This is a genomic window from Calothrix sp. CCY 0018, assembly GCF_963920925.1.
Lineage (GTDB): Bacteria > Cyanobacteriota > Cyanobacteriia > Cyanobacteriales > Nostocaceae > Rivularia.
The window spans coordinates 1-19257 of sequence record NZ_CAWUDI010000032.1; the positions used below are offsets into that span (position 1 = coordinate 1).

Genomic DNA, 19257 nt, shown 5'->3' on the forward strand with positions numbered 1-19257 from the left:
TTTGGTTGCTCATGGATGCCTCAATAATCCCTACCCCGAAATTTTGAGGGGATACGGTTTTATTACCTTTGGTTTGTTGGATGTGACGGTCGAATTCGGTGTAGCCGGAGATGAAGCCTGCTAGGTGTCCCATTTCATGGAGGATTGCGGTGATCAGGTCGTATTTTCCGTAGGCTTCTGAGTCGGCGGCGGCTAGGAGGGCTGTGTCGGCTAGGGTGTGCGAAAATTCGCTGTGGTCGAGGGGGGTGGGGTCGATGAACCAGCCTACTTCGTTAGCGTTGCGATCGATGAGGATGGTTCCGCCGTTGGGGATTCCTTGGGAGTTGTATGAGGTAATTTGGGCTTCGGCTAGTTGTCCGGTGGGGAGGTCGGTTATTTCTAGGGTTAGGTTGTTTGCGAAGGTTTCCCAAGGGGAATAGGGGTTAGAGTTGTATGTATTGGTTGAGGTGGAAGATTTGGTATGGATGAATTTGAGGAAATGCTCAGGTTGAACACCTTGAGTGAAGAAATTGTTAAGCGTTACGAAGCTGGGGAGCGAAACTTTGCTGGTACTGACTTGAGATATATCAGTATTGGCTATCCCTGCTTTCTGGGCACCGATTTCAGCACTGCTAATTTGGAGTATTCCAGTATTACTCGTACTGACTTTATCAATGCTAACTTTAGTGGTGCCAATTTGAGGCTTAGTAATTTGCCCTACTTCTTGGTCAACTCCAATTTGAGCAATACCAATCTGCAAGAATCCAGGTGGAGGGGTGCTACTTTTGTCAACGTTGATATGACTAGTGCTGATCTGACTGGTGCTAACTTGACTAGTCGTAAAACTACTAAGTTGATTGGTTGCAATTTGAGGAATGCTAATTTGACTGATATCAAAATCGACGAAAGTGTTGTTTTTGCTTCCACTATCATGCCTGATGGCATTATCAGGAATGACCCCATTAGACAAATTACTGATGTTCAACAATTGCGCGAACATATCAACAAAGGAGGGAACTTCCAAGATATCGTCATTCATAATGCCGATTTTTCTGGAATTGATTTGCGTGGTGTCAATATGTCCGGAGCTTATTTTAGCAATGTCAGTTTCAGGGATGCTGATTTGTTCAGAGCTGATTTTAACAGAAGTAGCTTCATCTGTTGCGATTTCGGGGGAGCTAACTTCGGAGCTAACTTGGAAGGAGTTAAATTGATTAATATTGATTTGAGAGGGGCTGATTTGAGTAGTACCAGTCTCTACCATGCTATGTGTATTAGAGTTAACTTCCAAAATACTAGAGCTAATTTTTTGGGAATGGAAGTTTCTTGCATCGAAACTATCATGCCTGATGGGGAATGTATTTCCATGAATGTTTAACTCATCTACAAGTTCAAACTCTGCCATTAAAGAAGCAGTTCGTAGGTTGGGTTGAGGAACGAAACCCAACATCATCTAGAAGATTAAACAAAATAATTCAACTAAAAACAAGATTAAACACCCAACAAAACAACCCGCTTCATTCAAAAATATATGTTGGACAATTTATCTAAAATCAAAACACGCTCTGTTGGGTTACGACGCAATACTAATTAATTGGTTAATAATTCAGTTTTTTAGTGCGTCTAACCCAACCTACGATTAAACAACGCGCTTCACTTAAAAATCTATGTTGGATAATTCATTATTAAACCAAAATATTAATGTTGGATTACGACGCAATTTCAATTAATTGGTCAATCATCAAATTTTTTCGTGCATTTAACCCAACCTACCATTCTCATTTTTAGATGACGATTGCGTTTGTGATGTTTCCGCAAACGATTAAAAACACTTGGATGATTTCCCTGTGGTGGAATTGCTTCTAAGTTTCTCCTTCCCACCAATCACGCAAATGAGCGATCGCCTCTTCCTTTGTTTTAGCTTCGACTTCGATCCAAGGTGCTTCGCGGTAACATGAAGGCATATCGGTAATCAAGTCACTGTGCTTTCTATCCTTAAAAGCATCTTTTCCATTAGAAATATGAACTAACTGATAATCTGGATTATCCCAAGTTTCCCTGGCAGCATAAAACATTTCTGTAACGCTTTCATCATCATAGCTATCAAGTTTTTCGTGACAAATATGATGATGAGCGTCAAATACCAAAGGAATTCCAGCATTTTGACAAACTTCTAAAAGTTCGCTGGTGCTGTAGGCATTTTCATCGTTTTCCAAAGTCAAACGGCTTTTAATATTTTCCGGTAGCTGCGAAATTACCTCTATCAATTCCTTACCGCGCCCAGATTTACCACCGTGAATATTCATCAAAGCCCAAGATGAACGAGGTAAACCCAACATATCCATAATGCGAGCATGGGTTTGTAAAATATTGATGCTATTTTCTACAACTTGCGGCTTTTCGGAACTTAACACTACAAATTGATCTGGATGCAGTACCATTCTAATTCCTAATTTCGCCGCTCTTTCCCCAATTTTGGCTAAATCTGCGCTCATTGACTCTAATAAATTTTCCCCAATTCTATCTTCGATATCGCATAGAGGAAACAAATTAGAAGTCATCCGATAAAGCTTAATCGAATGCTTTTCACAAAAAGTTAATGCAGAATTGAGCCTTTGTAAATTATCTTCGTAAATTGATTTGAGAGCCTTTTTACGTTCCTTTTGATCAAACTGTAGATAACGAGTGCGCGTTATCGTCCGAAAACGCACCTCTTGAGAAACAGTAATGCAAACCAGCCCTAATTCCGGCAAAGTCGCTTCATGCTTCGATTGCGCTGATGCTGATTCAAGCTGGATTGCAGTCATTTCTAACTTAATTAAATATCTTCACTAGTTCTATTGAACAAATTCAACTCACAAATCAGAAGTACCGCAAGGCATAAACGCCCTAACTCTTAAGACAGTAATCAGTTACCAGTTACCAGAAAGAAATTAGGAATTTTCTTCTTTCTACTCCCTCTCCCACATATTTTCAACACCTACCCATCCGTGAATTCAGCAAAGAAAATACTATCATCGCGAGGCTGTTCTCCAGCAATACGTTCTACTTTACCAAAGCAAAAGGTATATAGAAAAAAATAAACTTTTGTAAACTATTTTGTCAAAATTAGCACAAAAAGACTCAAAGTACTCGCTTACAATTAAGCAACTGCATTTTTTAAAATGTATCAAAGACCATCTGTCAACTAACGGAAATATTTATTAACATACATATAGTCACGAAGTTAAGAATCGTAAAGAGGTATGGGAGCATTCATACTCACTGCTTGCTATTTGTTTCAACAAAATAGGACATTATGAATAAGCAAAAATCGTCAGAAGCCAAAGGATTTATTGCAAATTTCAAAAATGGGATTTGGTTATTTGGGGTATCATCTTGGCTATTTGGTATCACCGATAGAAGCATTGCTACATTGTCAGATGGTTATTTGTCAGCGTTAGATTTAACTCAACTATTTACAGCAGCGACATTTTTTGTAGCATGGCTATTTCTCAAGCCATCATCAACTAAAGCTTAAAGATTAATGCATTGGGGTAGCGGATTTATTAGTTATTAATGGAATTAAAACGCAGTAAATTGGGAACGCATTCAAATCCAAATATCAATATTAAAAATCGAGATAATTCTCTAGTTAGCGCAGAATTACCTCGATTTTGCTTTTATATAAGTTGTCGGGTGGTTTCTGAAATTGCCGACGAGGGCTTCAATAACTTGAAAAGACACCTTGTCTTGGTAGCTAATTAATTAGGTATTCTTGTAGTGCAGTTATCTTAAAAATCATGACTTCAGGTATTTCAGAAGATTTAGTATTAGTTGCTGGTGCTACGGGTGGAGTTGGGCAATTAACGGTAGCAAAGTTGCTCGATAAAAATTTGAAAGTTCGAGTTTTGACGCGCAATGCTTCTAAAGCCGAAAATATGTTTGCTGGGAAAGTAGAAATTGCTGTTGGGGATATCCGCAATCTTGAAACCTTGCCAGCAGCAATGACGAATGTAACTCATATTATTTGCTGTAGCGGTACAACGGCTTTCCCTTCCGAAAGGTGGCAATTTGAAAACAACCCTAATTTTCTTGATTATTTTGGACTATTTTTAAACCCCGATGAAGCGAAAGCCAAAGCTAAAAATAGTCCGATGAAAGTTGATGCTCAAGGTGTGAGTAATTTAATAGAAGTTGCGCCAAAAAATTTAAAGCAATTTGTATTTATTTCTTCCTGTGGAGTCGAACGTAAAAATGATTTTCCTTACAATATTTTAAATAGTTATGGTATCCTTGACGCAAAACAACAAGCAGAAAGTACAATTAAAAATTCCAATTTACCTTATACAATAATTCGTCCCGGACGTTTAATTGATGGGCCATATACATCTTACGATTTGAATACTTTATTGAGGGCAAAAACCGACGGTAAACTAGATGTAGTCATAGGAACTGGCGATAAACTTACAGGAGATACCAGCAGAATCGATGTTGCAAACGCTTGTGTTGAATGTTTGAATAATTCAAATTGTTACAACAAAGCTTTTGAAATAGTTAATAAAGGGCAAAGACCATCTGAAGTTGATTGGAATAGTTTATTTGAAAAGATTTGAATTTTGCTATTAGAATAAGAATTTGAATCATCGATGGGTTGTTGTTGGCAATGATGATGTTGCGTTACGACACGATTGAGAGATTTTCGTTACAAACCTAATTTTTTTTTCGTGTCTAACTCAACCTACCGTCTACGAACTTATTTTTTACAAAAAAACGGGGCAATCCTAGAAACACTAGAACTACCCCGTTTGATATCAGTTAGAAGCTCTTAATTAACTCTTCACTGTTAACCGAATTAAGCAAACGCTGCTGTTTTCACATCATTATTTGCTAACAATTCTTGCAATTCTTCAGCGTCTACAGTTTCTTTGTCAATTAACATTTCTGCTAATTTATCAAGAATTAGACGGTTTTCTTGTAATACTTTCTTGGCACGGTTGTAAGCAACGTCTACTAAGTCGCGCACTTCCATATCGATGGTAGCTGCGGTTTCTTCGGAGAAGTCGCGTTCTGACATGATGTCACGACCGAGGAACATATTACCTTGCTGACGACCAAGTGCAACTGGCCCAAGGTTGTCGCTCATACCGAAACGAGTCACCATTTGACGAGCTACATTGGCTACTTGCTGTAAGTCATTGGAAGCACCTGTGGTAACTTCTTCTTCACCGTAGATTAATTCTTCAGAAATACGTCCACCTAAAGCTACAGCCATCTGATTTTCCAGATAAGAGCGACTGTACAAACCACTGTCCATGCGGTCTTCGCTGGGGGTAAACCAAGTTAAACCACCAGCACGTCCGCGAGGAATAATGCTGATTTTTTGTACTGGATCGTAATCTGGCATCAAAGCACCAACTAAAGCGTGACCGGCTTCGTGGTATGCTACTAATTCTTTGCGTTTTTCGCTCATTACCCGGTCTTTCTTTTCCGGGCCAGCTAATACGCGGTCGATCGCATCGTTGATTTCGTCCATCGAAATCTCTGTCAAGTTGCGACGTGCTGCTAAAATTGCGGCTTCGTTCAGCAGGTTGGATAAATCCGCACCTGTGAAACCGGGAGTACGACGAGCAATTCTATCTAAATCTACGTCTTTTCCTAAAGTCTTACCGCGAGCGTGAACCTTAAGAATTTCCACTCTTCCAGCGTAATCTGGACGGTCAACAACTACTTGACGGTCGAAACGTCCGGGACGTAATAATGCTGCGTCTAGTACGTCAGGACGGTTGGTAGCAGCGATAATAATGATTCCGGTGTTACCTTCAAAACCATCCATTTCGGTAAGCAACTGGTTCAGGGTTTGTTCCCTTTCATCGTTACCACCACCTAAACCTGCACCCCGTTGACGACCTACTGCGTCAATTTCATCGATGAATACGATACAGGGAGCATTTGCTTTAGCTTGCTCGAACAAATCGCGAACGCGGGAAGCACCCACACCCACAAACATTTCTACGAATTCAGAACCGGAGATGGAGAAGAAAGGAACCCCAGCTTCACCAGCTACCGCACGAGCTAACAAAGTTTTACCTGTTCCGGGAGGCCCTACTAACAATACACCCTTGGGAATTTTCGCACCAACAGCAGTAAAGCGATCGGCGTTTTTAAGAAAATCTACTACTTCGTTTAACTCAAGCTTGGCTTGATCGATACCAGCAACATCACCGAATGTTATCTGAGTTTGCGGTTCCATTTGCACTCTGGCTTTTGACTTACCAAAGTTCATCGCTTGGCTACCAGGACCGCTTTGAGCGCGGCGTAGCAAAAAGAACAATCCCACTAAAAGTAATATGGGGAAAAATAAGCTGCTGAGTGCCTTGAACCAAAAACCTTCATCGGTTTGAGGAGCTACAGAAATATCAACGTTGTTTTTGGTAAGAGTATTAATTAAATCCGGATCGTTTACCAAAGTGACAATCTTTTTGTTCTCTTCGTTCGTGGTTGTCACCAAAGCTGTAGAGCGATCCGAACTCAAACTAACTTTTTGTACTTCGCGATTTTCAACTTTTTGGATAAACTCACTGTAGCGCCATGTTTCCCGATTTTGGGCTTGATTGTTATCAAAAAATGCCGTTCCTAAAGCGATAACAACAATAAAAAGCAGCGCATACAGCCCCGCATTTCTCCATCTTTTATTATTCACCGAGGTCAATCCTCCTGTTGGTTTTCTTGTCGCGTCTCTAAAAGAGATTGGAATTTTAAGAATTATGTTAACTTATCTTAACGTATACCAGAATGCGTACACATCATGCTAGTAAATATCTTCGTAATTCCTGAAAAATATAGTGGCTAGGATCGTATTGTAGCTGCTTCGTGGGGTGTATGACTTGGTGTATTGGTAGTATTTCCACTACACAGTTAGTGTAGGCTAGCGCTGCAAATCCTTGAACTAATTCTGGGGTAAAGTGTTCTTCTTTAACTTGATATTGATTACTTCGCAACGTAGTTATAATTTTTTCTCTCATAATTCCCGGTAAGATTCCCGCACTTAACGGGGGAGTAAACCAACAGCGATCGCGCCATCCCCAAAGATTACCAGTAGTAGTTTCTAACCAATTTCCCGCAATATTAGTTAATATCGCTTCTTGAGCATCTTGTTTTAAAGCATTTTTTTTCGCCAACCAAGGAGCTAGGTAATTTCCTGTTTTATGAACGGGTAAACTGCGGTATTGTTCAATTTGAGCAAGAGTTACTTTTACTCCATACTTTTGCTTTTCTGTCAAATCATTGGGTATTAATCTACCAGTTATCCATTCTTTGCCATCGGGGAACAGGGTAATTCTGAGAATCGGATAATTATTTATGAGAATTTCTGCACCACGGCGGATATTTTGCCATGATGGTTGTTGAAAATTTAAGCTGAGTACGGAAGAAAGCAGCCGCTTTTGATGCGCTTCCCAGTGAGTTAAACGGCTATCAAGGGAATTATCGTAAACCCGCAGAGTTGTAAAGATTGTTGCACCAAATAATAAGCCAGGTTCGTTAATTGGTAATTGAATAATTTCAGATTCGACTAATTCGCCATCGTACCAATACATATTTAGTTGTTAATGGTTAGTTGATAGTTGTGAAAACTTAAGACTTAATAACCTTTAACCTTTAACCTTATTTTGGTTCATGTATTTATAAATTGCAGCAATATTCCGAGCATCATCGATACCGCGATGGTGAGTTCCTTGTAATTCTATTCCTAAATATTCCAAAGCCTTTGTCAGTTATCAGTTATCAGTTACCAGTTGCTAGTTACCAGTTATCAATTAGGAGTTAGAAGTAGGAAGTTAGTTATTCTCCCTATCTCCCCACCTCCCCATCTCCCCATCTCCCAATCTCCCTACTCCCTACTTTCTTTAAAAGCTTTAACCCAGCCAAACTTAATCGCGCTATCTAAACTAAAAGCTGCTACAGCAAAACCTACGATAGTTTCTGAGGCAAGCACTATTAAAGGAAAAATTGAGGAAGAAAAATCTAAGCCAATATCTACCTGAGCTAAACCGCGTACTAATCCGAAAGCAAGCACGCCTCCTTCTTTCAGATGCGGGTTGTCATCTTCGCGGATGATGTAGCGATAGGTAGCACCAAATAGAAAACCAGAAAAACCGGCAATTCCAGCACTTATCAACCACTGTAAATTAAGCGTAATTATACTGTCACTATATAGTTCGAGAAAATACTCTTTCAATAAAAACTGATTAAAAATAGAAGCCAAAATAAATACCAAACAAAACGATACAGCAGATACAATCCCAGCCTTAAGAGATTCCAAACGTTCCGCCATTAAATTCGGTTTATAGGTTTCTTTCATCACAATGCCCCATGCCCAAGTCCCAATGCCCTATGCTTTATTTCCTATTTCAACTAGTAACTGATGATTGTATGATATTTATGGAGTTGTTAAGACAGGAAGTTTAAAAGTAGTATTATGGCGATTTTGACTTTAGGCTGGGTTTCTCTATTAGTAGTTTTTACTTGGTCGATTGCAATGGTAGTTTGGGGTCGTAACGGGCTATAGAATTATCGTGGAAGGTCCATTTCTCAACATTTTGGCAATATCAGCCTTAGTATTACTCGTAGCCGTTACAGGTGGCGTGATTTATTTGACTCTGATGGAATGGCGCGATCGCCGTCTTCGAGAACAAGAAAAACGCGAAATGCGCCGCAAAACAACAAAACAGCGATAATATAACAGGCAATATACGCTATCCTGCGAAAATCCCTCATATCTGAATGTAGAGACGTAGCACTGCTACGTCTTTTAGATTTTAGATTTTAGATTTTAGATTTTGGATTTTGGATTTTGGATTTTAGATTTTTAATTCAAAATCTTTGATTAAAGCAGTTAGCAATAGTGACAAATTAATTTTTCTCCCCAGCACAAGCAATATGTTCGGAATGTCTGTCGGCAATTCTTAAATAACCTTCGTAATCAATAACAAAAGTTGCTGCAATCAATCCCCAGTTATCTGGCTTTTGTTTAGTTTCTCCAATCCAATTATCAATATCATTAATCGATAAAATTTTATTTCCCGGTGGTAAATGTGCTGTATTATGTCAAATTTCCTCAGCACCAACGTATTTATACAATATCTTAAAAATTCTTCCTTTCAATCTTGACACACCGAAACGAAGATGGTGCGTTGTTAAAACTTATCAAAAGCCCCCCTTCTTTAAGGGGGGTTGGGGGGATCTTAATATCGGGAACACCATACTAAGTCTTTTCTATTCCCCATTCCCTATTCCCTATTCCCTTCGCTGACTTTTTCCCGCTCAACAGCTTCCATCAAAGAACGCACCTGCTTAGATCCTTGTGAAGGTTCAAAAGTCAAAGGAAATTTACTTTTAGTCATCATTCGTAAACCAAGAGGAGCAATACTTAATAAACCTTTGATGTCTTTAAGATTATTACCAACAACCCGTAAACCAAATAATCTTTCATCAATCCAACCGCCTTCTTTGACTAAATCTATCAATACCTTACGGTGACGAATCGAACGACTATCGCTTGCTTCTTTCTTTTCCAGAAGAGACTGCTTAATTTTGCTAATTTGATCCAAAGGTGCAACTTCCATCGGACAAACACTATTGCAGTAATAGCAACGAGTGCAACCCCAAACTCCTTTAGTACCTTCGTTATACTGCTCCAAACGCTTTTGTGTTTCATCATCGCGCTTATCTTCCACCATCCGATAAGCCTTTGCAAGCGCATGAGGACCGACAAAATCTGGATTTACTTCCAATGCATTGCACTCAGAGTAACAAGCACCGCACATAATACAGTTACCAGTTTCCTCAAGCTGCTTTCTTTCTTCTGGTGTTTGTAAAAACTCTCGTTCGGGCACTTTTCTTGCAGCAGTGCTGACATAAGGAGAAACAGTTTCTAAGCTGTTCCAAAAACCCTTCATATCAACAATTAAATCTTTTAGTACAGGCATATTACCCAATGGGGCAATAGTAATTTCAGGAATAGAATTAGCTGAATTTTCCTGAGATATTTGTGGTGCAAATCTCGCAATTTCGCTGCCAACATTTTCTTTACAAGCTAAAGCGGAGCGCCCATTAATCCGTATAGCGCAACTCCCACAAATTGTATTGCGGCAATTTTTACGGAATGCTAAAGTCCCATCTTGCTCCCATTTTATCCGATTAAGACAATCAAGGATTGTATTACCATCTTCTACATCCAAGAGGTAAGTTTGAACTGTGGGAGATGTTTTCTGATTTTGTCGAATAACTTTAAAATTAACTTTCATTTTACCCTGTGTCCCAACTTGAATTTTTTACCCTTGCTTGTCAAAATAAATGAATTTTTATGTAGTAGTTTGCCTTCCTTGTAGCTGCTTATCCTCTTATTGCTCAAATTCAAATCGCTGCTTAAGACTGACTAATCATCTTCATAGAATCTGTTATATGGTCTGTGTGAGATAAGTGTAAAAATATAATCGGGTAGCCCCTCACCTTCACAAGTTCTACTCCAACAGAGCATGAAAGTAGAATTTTTATATTCCTCATTTTCCGTTGCCTACTCTCAATTTAGAAGCATTCCAAAGCTCAAAAAGCATTGCTCCGCGCTTAGCTATTAGCATCATTAATATAAGTTTACTAGGAGAGCGAAGTTTTATAAGAATTTTTTGCCCCAAACTACTCAAAACAACAGTCTTACCAACAAATCAATAAAATAGTACCTGACAATATTTTTTCAAACATACCAATCGGTTATAACTCCTTTATTATTCAACAACCACACCATTCTTCAGGTGTCACGGATAAAAAATCTTTATTAACCTGCTATTTGAGTCAATTTTAAGATTATTATAGAAGACTTGAACCAATTGATTAACATCTGGGTTCTCGCATTTGCTTGTCAGAAGACTTGTACATCTCTAGTCGTGTTACAGAAATGAATATTCGGCTTCAAGTGGAATATGTAACAATCTTTTCAAAAATAGCGATTATAACGCCGATGAATTTTTATAAAATTCTCCGAACAACACCTACTCCATTCCAAGCAGAACATTAAATAAAAGCAGTTAGAGCAAAAATAATTAAAACTTAAACAATTATTTTGCTATTATTAGTCCATGTTAGTATTTAATATAAAATTACGAGGAAACAAAACCATAATAAATTGCCGTACAAGCGCGGTAGCTATAGCTTTGTTTCTTCGTAATCTAGGGGCATAATTTTTTTTGTCTCTATTGGCAGCATAAAAGGCTTTATCCTTGTAAATCCTTAGTAATAACTATGCTGTCTTAAGCCATAGAGCAATGTTAGGGAAAATCCTGCAACTCTTGGGTCGAAAAGACTTTGGCTGCAAATAAAATGCCTGTTGACTTCTTGAGTCTGCCCGCTTATTTAAAAAGCAGGCTCGCATAGTTTGTAAAAGTAAATTACAGTTAATTAGCTTTATTTAAAAGCCGAGTGAGAAAAATTTTTCATCTCTGATGGTTTTCATAAGCTAAGGCTGTGTCAGAACGCTGAAACTAATTCCTTTAAAAGACGGTAGTTTATGAGTAAAATGTTGTGGAATGCCATCAACATAATTCTTGTAGAATTAGACTTTCAGGAATTGAGGCTTACTTAAAGTCTGAAAAAGCTTGATGTAAGAATGTCAAAAAATCGCCTTTAGGCAAGGCATAAAACCGCATTATTTATCGCGAAAGCACAGATTAAGGAAAATTTGAGTGTAATGAGTGAAACAGCAACAGCGCCATTAACAGGGAAAACACTGCTTTCCAAAGTTAAAGAATTATCTAATTTGCCGAGACGAGAAAGAGCAAAGCAATGCGGGTATTACACTACTACTAAGAATGGTCAGGTACGAGTAAACTTAACAGATTTTTACGATGCTTTGTTATCGGCTAGGGGAATTCCCTTGAGTCCGGAAACACCAAAAGATGGTCGAGGACGCGAACCGACATACAGAGTTAGCGTTCATCAAAACGGTCAAATTGTTATTGGTGCTACATATACCAAAGCAATGGGTTTAAAATCGGGAGATGAGTTTGAAATTAAGTTGGGATACAAACACATTCACTTAATTCAAGTTGACGGTGCAAGTCAAACAGACGAAGATTCTGATGAAGATTCAGAAGAAGAAGAGTAAGTTTTTCTTATAGCAGGGATTAGAAAGGAAGACAATATTTTATGACTTTTCCCTGCACTTATAAGTAGATAGTTGTTTTGGTGGATTTTCAGTTAATTGTTGAAAATTTAACTATGCCAAAACGACCTTATTGCTCTGGAAAATTTTGTGCTTTTGATTGAAAAAAATGGTACAGGAGCGATTCAATTGCGAGTCGTACTTATAGGGAATAGAGAAGTATTGATGTAATTAATGCTTCTCTTTTCTATAGCTCCATATTAAAAGCTAAATTTTTGTTTATCTTTCTTAAAAATATGTGTTTATGATGGTTAATTTTGACAGATTTATTTGAGCCGTTTAACAGCAACTTCGTGTCCCAGTGGGAAAATGCACCCGCATACGTTGTAGTAATGGCTTTTTTTATTGCTTGGATAGTATGTTGGCTACCAATAGCATTAATTTTGACAAAAGTGCTGCATTGGAAACCGAAGCAACCTTTGCAACCAGAGCAGAAAATTGCTTTAGTAATTTCTCTTTATTTATTAGCTCCTTTAATCCTACTGCTAACTAACTGGCTGACAAATCAAGATGAAGCAGCTTACGGTTGGATAGGTGATTTTTCAATTCTATATTCGCTTTTTATGGGGTTTGGCTGGGGAGTCGTAAGTTTAGTTTTCGTATTCGGTTGTCAGCTATATTTTGGTTTTTGTAAGTTTAAACTATCGAATTTAGAATCAGTTCCATCTACATTATTCTCAATAATGCTCGTAGCCTTATTAGTCGGTGGTGTTGAAGAATTAGTATTTCGAGGTTTTCTTTTCACTCAACTCGAACAAATTTATTCAGTTTGGATTGCAGCAATAATTTCCAGTTTGATTTTCGCATTACTGCATTTAGTTTGGGAACAACGGGAAACAACTCCCCAACTTCCTGGATTATGGTTAATGGGAATGGTTTTAGTATTAGCAAGATTTGCCGATAATGGTAGCTTAGGTTTAGCTTGGGGACTTCACGCTGGTTGGGTATGGTCGATCGCAAGTATTGATACGCTTAATTTAGTTGATTACACTGATGACCAAAAATATGAGTGGATAACAGGTAAGAATAAAAAACCCTTAGCAGGTGTTGCCGGAATATTTTGCATAGGAATAACCGGCACAATTTTATATTTAATGCTTTAATTATTTGTTCGTAGTAAGTGGCTCAAGCCCAATCATTGGAGGACTAAAGTCCTTACTACGAGCTAATAAAAGTTAATTAACCAAAAGGAACCAAACGCTTGAGGGCACGACCTACAACGTCACCGTAACGCAACTGTCCGCATAGAATTTGACCCATAATTTGGCTACCAGTAGGACGTTTTACACCTGCTTTGTAACCAACACCAGGGAAGCGATAGAATGCGCCAGCTAGCTTCTGCGCCCAAGCCATATCACTGCCCCATTCTTCAGCAATTACTTCAGTGTATTGTTCTAGTGCGTTGGCATCACCACCAAGTGCTTTATGAATGGCTTCAGCAGCTTTCATACCGCTAAAAATAGAGGGACGAATTCCTTCTGCTGTCATGGGATCGACTACACAAGCTGCTTCTCCAGCTAAGACTGCGTTTTGAGTATGTAGTGTTTTATTGCCATTCCATACGCATACGGGGTGGCTGTACTCTTTAGCAGCACTGACATCTACACCAAGCATCGAGCTGCAATCCTTGAAAATTTTAGTAAAATTACCAGGTTCTCCACCAAGGAAGGTTGTAGCACCGATAGATACACCATCAGCTTTGGGGAAGCTCCAGATATAGCCGTTTTTAATTGTGCCGAATTCAAACAGAATTTTAGATTTATCTTGTCCGGGTGCAGCAGGTGCTTCCAAGGCAGCCGCTAAACGGCGTTTGGGTTCTTTAAAACCGAGCCATTTTGCCATCGGCCCAGCCGCACCATCCGCAGCAATTAGGTAACGTGCTGAAAATGTACCATTTGCCGTACTTACTTCCCAATGGTCACTTTTAAACTCAATAGATTTTACTTCAGTACTATCCTTGAGTTCTGCGCCTTTCGCCACAGCTTGCTTGACTAAAAAATGGTCAAAAACATCTCGCTGTACCATCCATACTGGTTCGATGGTTTGTATTTTGGTTTCTACTGGATCTCCTTTTTTCCAAGTAAACTTGATGGTGTCTACCTTCATGGAAATTGCAGGACTGAAATCGAAGTCAAACCATTTGGCGATTGCGGGGGATACTCCACCACCACAGGGTTTATATCTTGGTAAAGATTCTCTTTCTAAAACAAGTACCGAGCGTCCTTGTTTCGCTAAATGATACGCAGCAGTTCCACCAGCAGGACCCGCGCCGACGATGATGCAATCGTACATATGGTTAAACTTTTACTCCTTAATAAACGATGTGTAGGTCGTTCTTATCAAATTCAACTGTTACCGATAAAATGACTCAAATCATTCGCCATTCTACTCGGAATTATTTGTATTTATCTAAACCTCTATTCTTAACTAGATACATTCATCCGTAAATATAACTAATTAAAATTACTTTTTAACCGATTTTTTGTATTTACGCTTTTAGTATTTTTTTCTGTACTGTTATGCTCTGCATAAGTTAAATTTACTTATATGTATTTTACTTTACAGTTTAATTCCTATTAATTGTATTACCGCTAATAAATTACAATTAACAGCTTGACGAATTAAAAATTTTTGGTTAAGTATTGAAGATACTTTATTAAGTTTGAGTAAATCTAATCTTGATTCTGAAGCAGGTTCATCGCGAATTAGTGCTATTTATTATGGTTTGGGACTCAGTATTATTCACTAGAAAATAAAAAGATTCATGTTTACGCTTTTCTAATTAGTAAACAAAAAAAGCCCAGAGCTAGAAGTTAGCCATTTAAACCATTAGCTAATAACTTCCAACTCTACGCTCATTTAATTCACATCTTAAATTGTTGTGATTTCTTTTTCTTTTTCTCCGAATAAATCGTCTATTTTACTCGTATACTTATTTGTCAATTTTTGCACTTCGTCTTGCAAATCTCGCGATTCATCTTCAGAAATTTCAGCGGCTTTCTCCTCTTTCTTAACCGTATCTAAGGCATCTCGACGAATATTACGAATACCAACGCGCCCTTCTTCAGCATACTTAGAAGCGAGTTTGACAAATTCTTTACGACGTTCTTCAGTTAAAGGCGGAATATTTAGCCTAATTATAGAACCGTCGTTGTTGGGAGTTAAACCCACATCGGACATCGAAATTGCTTTTTCGATGTTACCCAAGCTGCTTTGGTCGTATGGTTGGATTGTTATGGTAGTAGCATCCGGCGTACCGATATTCGCCAAAGACTTTAAAGGTGTATCTACATCGTAGTATTTAACCATAATCTTATCTAGCAAACTCGAATTAGCACGGCCAGTGCGAATCGTATTGAAAGAACGTTGAGTAGCTTCAACGGTCTTTTGCATTGTACTTTCAGCTTCAGCTAATTTCACAAGAACCTCCCACAATGGTGCCAATGGATTCTCCCATAACTGCGCGGTGAATATTACCTCGCACATTCAAGTCAAAGACAAGAATTGGGATATCGTTTTCTTTACATAAGGCTATCGCAGTACTATCCATTACTCGCAAATCCTTATTTAAAACGTGCGCGTATGTTAACGACTGGTAACGCTTAGCTTCGGGATTATCTTTTGGATCGGAATCGTACACTCCGTCTACTTTCGTAGCTTTAAAAATTACTTCCGCATCGATTTCAGCGGCTCTTAATGCAGCAGCAGTATCGGTAGTAAAAAAGGGATTACCCGAACCCGCACCAAAAATAACCACCAGTCCTAATTCTAGATGACGGATGGCCTTACGACGTATATATGGTTCGGCAACTTCTTGCATTGCGATCGCGGTTTGTAGGCGCGTCTGTACGCCTATTCTTTCGAGGGATTCTTGCAGCGTCATCGCGTTCATGACTGTGGCAATCATCCCGATGTAGTCGGCAGTCGCCCGATCCATGCCAGCGGAAGCAGCTTTCATGCCTCGAAATATATTTCCGCCTCCTACTACTATGGCAAGTTGAACGCCCGTGGCTACAACCTCTTTTACTTCTAAAGCTATGGAATTAACCACCTCGGGATCAATTCCGTAGCCCATACTGCCCATTAAGGCTTCACCGCTCAGTTTAAGTAAAACCCGTCGGTAACCTGTACCCATGAAGTTAAGCTTTATCCAATATTTGTATTTGCCTCCAGTTTAAGATATCAGTCTCCTACACTATCTGTCTCTAATTTCGCCATACCAAACTACTACCTAGAGCTTCTGTTTCGGTTACGCCGATTTCTTCTCCGTTAAATAAACAGGTAACGGCATTCTTTAAATAAGATTTTTCAGGTGTATCTTGTTCTTGATCGTTGCTATCAACTTGACCCCTGTAGCGTATAACACCATCTTTATCGATCAGAAATGCTGTTGGTGTTTTTGTGGCACCGAAGCTACGAGTCACATCTTGTGTGGAGTCCCATAGATAGGGAAAATTAAGACGGTACTCTCTGGCAAAGGCTTTCATATTGTCAAAGCTTTCCGACGGATCGTTTTGGGCGATATTCCCGTTGACTCCAATTAAAGTAAAGCCTTGCTTCCCAAGTTCTGTTTGTAATTTTTTTAGTTTATCTATATACAACCCTACATAGGGGCAGCGGTTGCACATAGAAATCACGCCAACTGCACGGAATTTTTCTAAATAACGTCTTAGGTGGTGTACTTGACTATCAATTCCTGGCAGTTCAAAATCAGGTGCGTATTTCTCTATGCGGGTATCCATCGTTTTTAGTACACTCATATTCTCGGTTGCTGGAAGGAAATGGAAACAGCAAAACACATTTTTGATGTAGTGGGCGTGCATCCATTTTCAAGCCACCCTCTGTGTAGATGCTTAACTTATATCCAATAATTTTATAGTTTGCACTCAATAGTCGTAAATTGTAAAACTACTGAATCACAGCAAAAATCTCCAAATATGTGGGAGCATTTGATAGTCAAAATATTTTTTTCTATTCGCCAAAATATGGCAAAGTTTTTCCCCAGTATTTATTCGAGTAGGAATCAACACAAATCATATATAATGGCAGTTTTAGAGAGATGCCATATCGATTATATATGTCCAATTTCTACTTATTCATAGTCGAAAATAGTCGAAAAAATAATTTGAATTGAAGTTCAACTGTTGAATTTACATTAGAGAAAATACTGATAATTATTTATTCAAAAAATACTTTAAACATCTGTTGTTGTAAAGTTATTGTTAATTTTTATGTATTAACGAAATATTTCCGCATTCCTCGTTATTGTTTCACGCCTCTTTCTCAAAAATAATCTTGCTCGTGGAAAATCAACCGTATTAATTCCGCTAAAGGTAAAAATACGAGCTTTCCCATAATCAGAATAATGAGTAAACTTATTATATATACGAGATACGAGCAAAAATAAGTTTCCCTGCTTTTCTTCAAGAAACAAAGTTTGGAATTGCCCAGACAATAAAAATATCAATCCGGTGTCGTTTCGATTTTTGCGTTTATTTAATTTATATATAAAATTGATTTTCTATGACTACTTCTACTTCCACCCCAGTATTTAGCTCAACAAAAACCTGGATGTGGCAAAGTTTTCCCATTTGCTATCAAACTCAAGGAACTACTGGATCGGCGGTTGTTTTGATACATGGTTTTGGTGCTTCTTCGGGACATTTTAGAAAGAATATCCCGGTGTTGGCAGAAAATTGCCGCGTTTATGCCATCGATCTGATTGGATTTGGGGCCTCAGCTAAACCCAAACCGGGTGAAGAAATTGCTTATACTTTTGAAACTTGGGGACAGCAGATTGCTGATTTTTGCCGCGAAGTAGTGGGTGAACCTGTTTTTTTAGTCGGAAATTCTATTGGCTGTATAGCAGCGATGCAAGCAGCTGTAGACAATCCAGATATCGCGTTAGGTGTAGCACTGCTTAACTGTTCTCTACGGCTTTTACACGAACGAAAACAAGCAAAGTTACCGTATTATCGCCGCATGGGAGCGCCTTTACTACAGCGCATACTATCTATTAAGTCAGTAGGCGAATTCTTTTTTAATCAAATAGCGAAACCTAAAACCGTGCGTTCGATTCTGCTGCAAGCTTATCCTACGGGTGAAGCTGTAACAGATGAATTAATCGATATTTTAATGACACCAGCAAGCGATCCAGGTGCCGCAGCTGTATTTTTAGCATTTACAGCGTATTCTCAAGGTCCTTTAGCGGAAGATTTGTTACCCAAACTACCATGTCCGGCTATTATTTTATGGGGAACAGCCGATCCTTGGGAACCAGTCGAATTAGGTAGAGAGCTAGCAGAATTTCCCCAGGTGATGAAATTTATACCTTTAGAAGGAATAGGACATTGCCCTCAAGATGAAGCCCCAGAATTGGTCAATCCTATTTTACAGGATTGGATTGCGGAGCTTTCTTAGAATTGGGAATGGGTAATTGGGCATTGGGGGATGGGGGGGACAAGGGGAGATTCTAAAAGTAGCGAGTAACGAGTAGCTATGATAGTTTACTTGCTTCTTACTACTTGCTACTTGCTACTCCTAACTCCTAACTCTCAATCTAAAATCCAAAATCCCAAACTTGTACTGAGCTTGCCGAAGTATCCAAAATCCAAAATACTAAAGAGGCAATTATCTAACGTTTTGGTAAGTGAAAAATAATCGTCGAGCTGCTTCAGAAGCTCTATTTTTCTAAGAATTGAAAATAATCAATTAACTCTAATAACTATCTTGATGTCTGCGATAATACAATTACCGATAGTTTTGGGTTTAAAGCCTTGCCCTTCTAAGGCGACTTCTAGATACATTTTCGACAGATAATCTTTATATAGCTGCCGGTCTAAAGTGTTGTACAATATTTTTGTTTTCAGGTTGAAATACCGTCGCACATCGTGAAAATCTCGGATGAAATAAGCCGACACTTTTGAGGGAAAAATAAAAAGACAAGAGGTAGCGAAAACTCTTAAAACAGCGCAGTAATCGATATAAATCGGTGAATGAATTAGTCAACATATTGTTGTAAAAATAATTGGGAGTAATCCCCGTAAGGTAGGGCATACCTAAACTCTAGTTGTAATATACTA

At 38.7% G+C, this 19257-nt stretch carries 18 protein-coding genes and 1 pseudogene; 9 read left to right on the top strand and 10 right to left on the bottom strand.

Features of this window, described 5'->3' with window-relative positions; all coding sequences use genetic code 11:
• Nucleotides 1-254: 254 nt before the first annotated feature.
• Both ACM03V_RS21945 and ACM03V_RS21950 read left to right on the top strand, forming a co-directional pair.
• Nucleotides 255-419 carry a hypothetical protein gene (locus tag ACM03V_RS21945; RefSeq protein ID WP_414622925.1) on the top strand — a complete coding sequence of 55 codons (165 nt, stop codon included), beginning with the start codon at nucleotides 255-257 and terminating at the stop codon, nucleotides 417-419.
• A gap of 59 nt (nucleotides 420-478) precedes the next feature.
• Nucleotides 479-1357, top strand: a complete 879-nt coding sequence (locus ACM03V_RS21950) for a pentapeptide repeat-containing protein (protein ID WP_414622996.1) — start codon at nucleotides 479-481, stop codon at nucleotides 1355-1357.
• Nucleotides 1358-1841: 484 nt separating this feature from the next.
• Here the strand turns inward: ACM03V_RS21950 and uvsE are convergent, their stop codons facing one another.
• Nucleotides 1842-2786: a UV DNA damage repair endonuclease UvsE gene (gene uvsE / locus ACM03V_RS21955; protein WP_414622926.1), complete on the bottom strand. Its 945-nt coding sequence runs from the start codon at nucleotides 2784-2786 to the stop codon at nucleotides 1842-1844.
• A 491-nt stretch (nucleotides 2787-3277) separates the two neighbouring features.
• Between uvsE and ACM03V_RS21960 the strand changes: the two genes are divergently transcribed.
• Both ACM03V_RS21960 and ACM03V_RS21965 read left to right on the top strand, forming a co-directional pair.
• Nucleotides 3278-3499, top strand: coding sequence for a hypothetical protein (locus ACM03V_RS21960; protein ID WP_414622927.1), 222 nt, complete (start codon nucleotides 3278-3280; stop codon nucleotides 3497-3499).
• A gap of 262 nt (nucleotides 3500-3761) precedes the next feature.
• Entirely contained in the window at nucleotides 3762-4574 is an 813-nt protein-coding gene (locus ACM03V_RS21965) for an SDR family oxidoreductase (RefSeq protein WP_414622928.1), read from the top strand.
• A 239-nt stretch (nucleotides 4575-4813) separates the two neighbouring features.
• On the opposite strand, the gene ftsH3 is transcribed toward ACM03V_RS21965, so the two are convergent.
• The 4 genes and pseudogenes from ftsH3 to ACM03V_RS21985 form a co-directional block, all read right to left on the bottom strand.
• On the bottom strand, nucleotides 4814-6661 hold the full coding sequence (ftsH3, locus tag ACM03V_RS21970) for an ATP-dependent zinc metalloprotease FtsH3 (protein WP_414622929.1): 1848 nt from the start codon (nucleotides 6659-6661) through the stop codon (nucleotides 4814-4816).
• A 103-nt stretch (nucleotides 6662-6764) separates the two neighbouring features.
• Nucleotides 6765-7556: an aminotransferase class IV gene (locus ACM03V_RS21975; protein ID WP_414622930.1), complete on the bottom strand. Its 792-nt coding sequence runs from the start codon at nucleotides 7554-7556 to the stop codon at nucleotides 6765-6767.
• A 54-nt stretch (nucleotides 7557-7610) separates the two neighbouring features.
• Nucleotides 7611-7733 (bottom strand): annotated as a pseudogene (locus ACM03V_RS21980) (exonuclease); the annotation flags it as partial.
• 116 nt (nucleotides 7734-7849) lie between these two features.
• On the bottom strand, nucleotides 7850-8320 hold the full coding sequence (locus ACM03V_RS21985; protein WP_414622931.1) for a hypothetical protein: 471 nt from the start codon (nucleotides 8318-8320) through the stop codon (nucleotides 7850-7852).
• 117 nt (nucleotides 8321-8437) lie between these two features.
• Here ACM03V_RS21985 and petN point away from each other — a divergent pair, with 117 nt between their 5' ends.
• On the top strand, nucleotides 8438-8527 hold the full coding sequence (gene petN, locus ACM03V_RS21990; protein ID WP_010998401.1) for a cytochrome b6-f complex subunit PetN: 90 nt from the start codon (nucleotides 8438-8440) through the stop codon (nucleotides 8525-8527).
• Nucleotides 8528-8534: 7 nt separating this feature from the next.
• A complete protein-coding gene (locus ACM03V_RS21995; RefSeq protein ID WP_414622932.1) occupies nucleotides 8535-8696 on the top strand; it encodes a hypothetical protein in 162 nt (53 codons plus the stop codon).
• A 552-nt stretch (nucleotides 8697-9248) separates the two neighbouring features.
• Here ACM03V_RS21995 and ACM03V_RS22000 read toward each other — a convergent pair.
• A complete protein-coding gene (locus ACM03V_RS22000; protein WP_414622933.1) occupies nucleotides 9249-10265 on the bottom strand; it encodes a succinate dehydrogenase/fumarate reductase iron-sulfur subunit in 1017 nt (338 codons plus the stop codon).
• A 1436-nt stretch (nucleotides 10266-11701) separates the two neighbouring features.
• Between ACM03V_RS22000 and ACM03V_RS22005 the strand changes: the two genes are divergently transcribed.
• Together ACM03V_RS22005 and ACM03V_RS22010 are read left to right on the top strand one after the other, a co-directional pair.
• Nucleotides 11702-12118: an AbrB family transcriptional regulator gene (locus ACM03V_RS22005; protein WP_096659486.1), complete on the top strand. Its 417-nt coding sequence runs from the start codon at nucleotides 11702-11704 to the stop codon at nucleotides 12116-12118.
• 314 nt (nucleotides 12119-12432) lie between these two features.
• Nucleotides 12433-13278, top strand: a complete 846-nt coding sequence (locus tag ACM03V_RS22010; protein WP_414622934.1) for a type II CAAX prenyl endopeptidase Rce1 family protein — start codon at nucleotides 12433-12435, stop codon at nucleotides 13276-13278.
• Between the two features lie 76 nt (nucleotides 13279-13354).
• Here the strand turns inward: ACM03V_RS22010 and ACM03V_RS22015 are convergent, their stop codons facing one another.
• The 4 genes from ACM03V_RS22015 to ACM03V_RS22030 all read right to left on the bottom strand — a co-directional run bounded on the left by ACM03V_RS22015 (nucleotide 13355) and on the right by ACM03V_RS22030 (nucleotide 16935).
• Nucleotides 13355-14467 (bottom strand): geranylgeranyl reductase family protein, encoded by a 1113-nt coding sequence (locus ACM03V_RS22015; RefSeq protein WP_414622935.1) that lies wholly within the window; start codon nucleotides 14465-14467, stop codon nucleotides 13355-13357.
• 579 nt (nucleotides 14468-15046) lie between these two features.
• A complete protein-coding gene (gene frr, locus ACM03V_RS22020) occupies nucleotides 15047-15595 on the bottom strand; it encodes a ribosome recycling factor (protein ID WP_414622936.1) in 549 nt (182 codons plus the stop codon).
• On the bottom strand, nucleotides 15582-16310 hold the full coding sequence (gene pyrH, locus ACM03V_RS22025; RefSeq protein ID WP_414622937.1) for a UMP kinase: 729 nt from the start codon (nucleotides 16308-16310) through the stop codon (nucleotides 15582-15584). The genes frr and pyrH overlap by 14 nt, the downstream gene beginning before the upstream one ends.
• 70 nt (nucleotides 16311-16380) lie before the next feature.
• The gene (locus tag ACM03V_RS22030; RefSeq protein WP_414622938.1) at nucleotides 16381-16935 is read right to left on the bottom strand and encodes a thioredoxin family protein; all 555 of its coding nucleotides are present in this window, start codon (nucleotides 16933-16935) and stop codon (nucleotides 16381-16383) included.
• A 763-nt stretch (nucleotides 16936-17698) separates the two neighbouring features.
• On the opposite strand from ACM03V_RS22030, the gene ACM03V_RS22035 reads away from it, so the two are divergent.
• On the top strand, nucleotides 17699-18595 hold the full coding sequence (locus tag ACM03V_RS22035) for an alpha/beta fold hydrolase (RefSeq protein WP_414622939.1): 897 nt from the start codon (nucleotides 17699-17701) through the stop codon (nucleotides 18593-18595).
• Nucleotides 18596-19257: the final 662 nt, after the last annotated feature.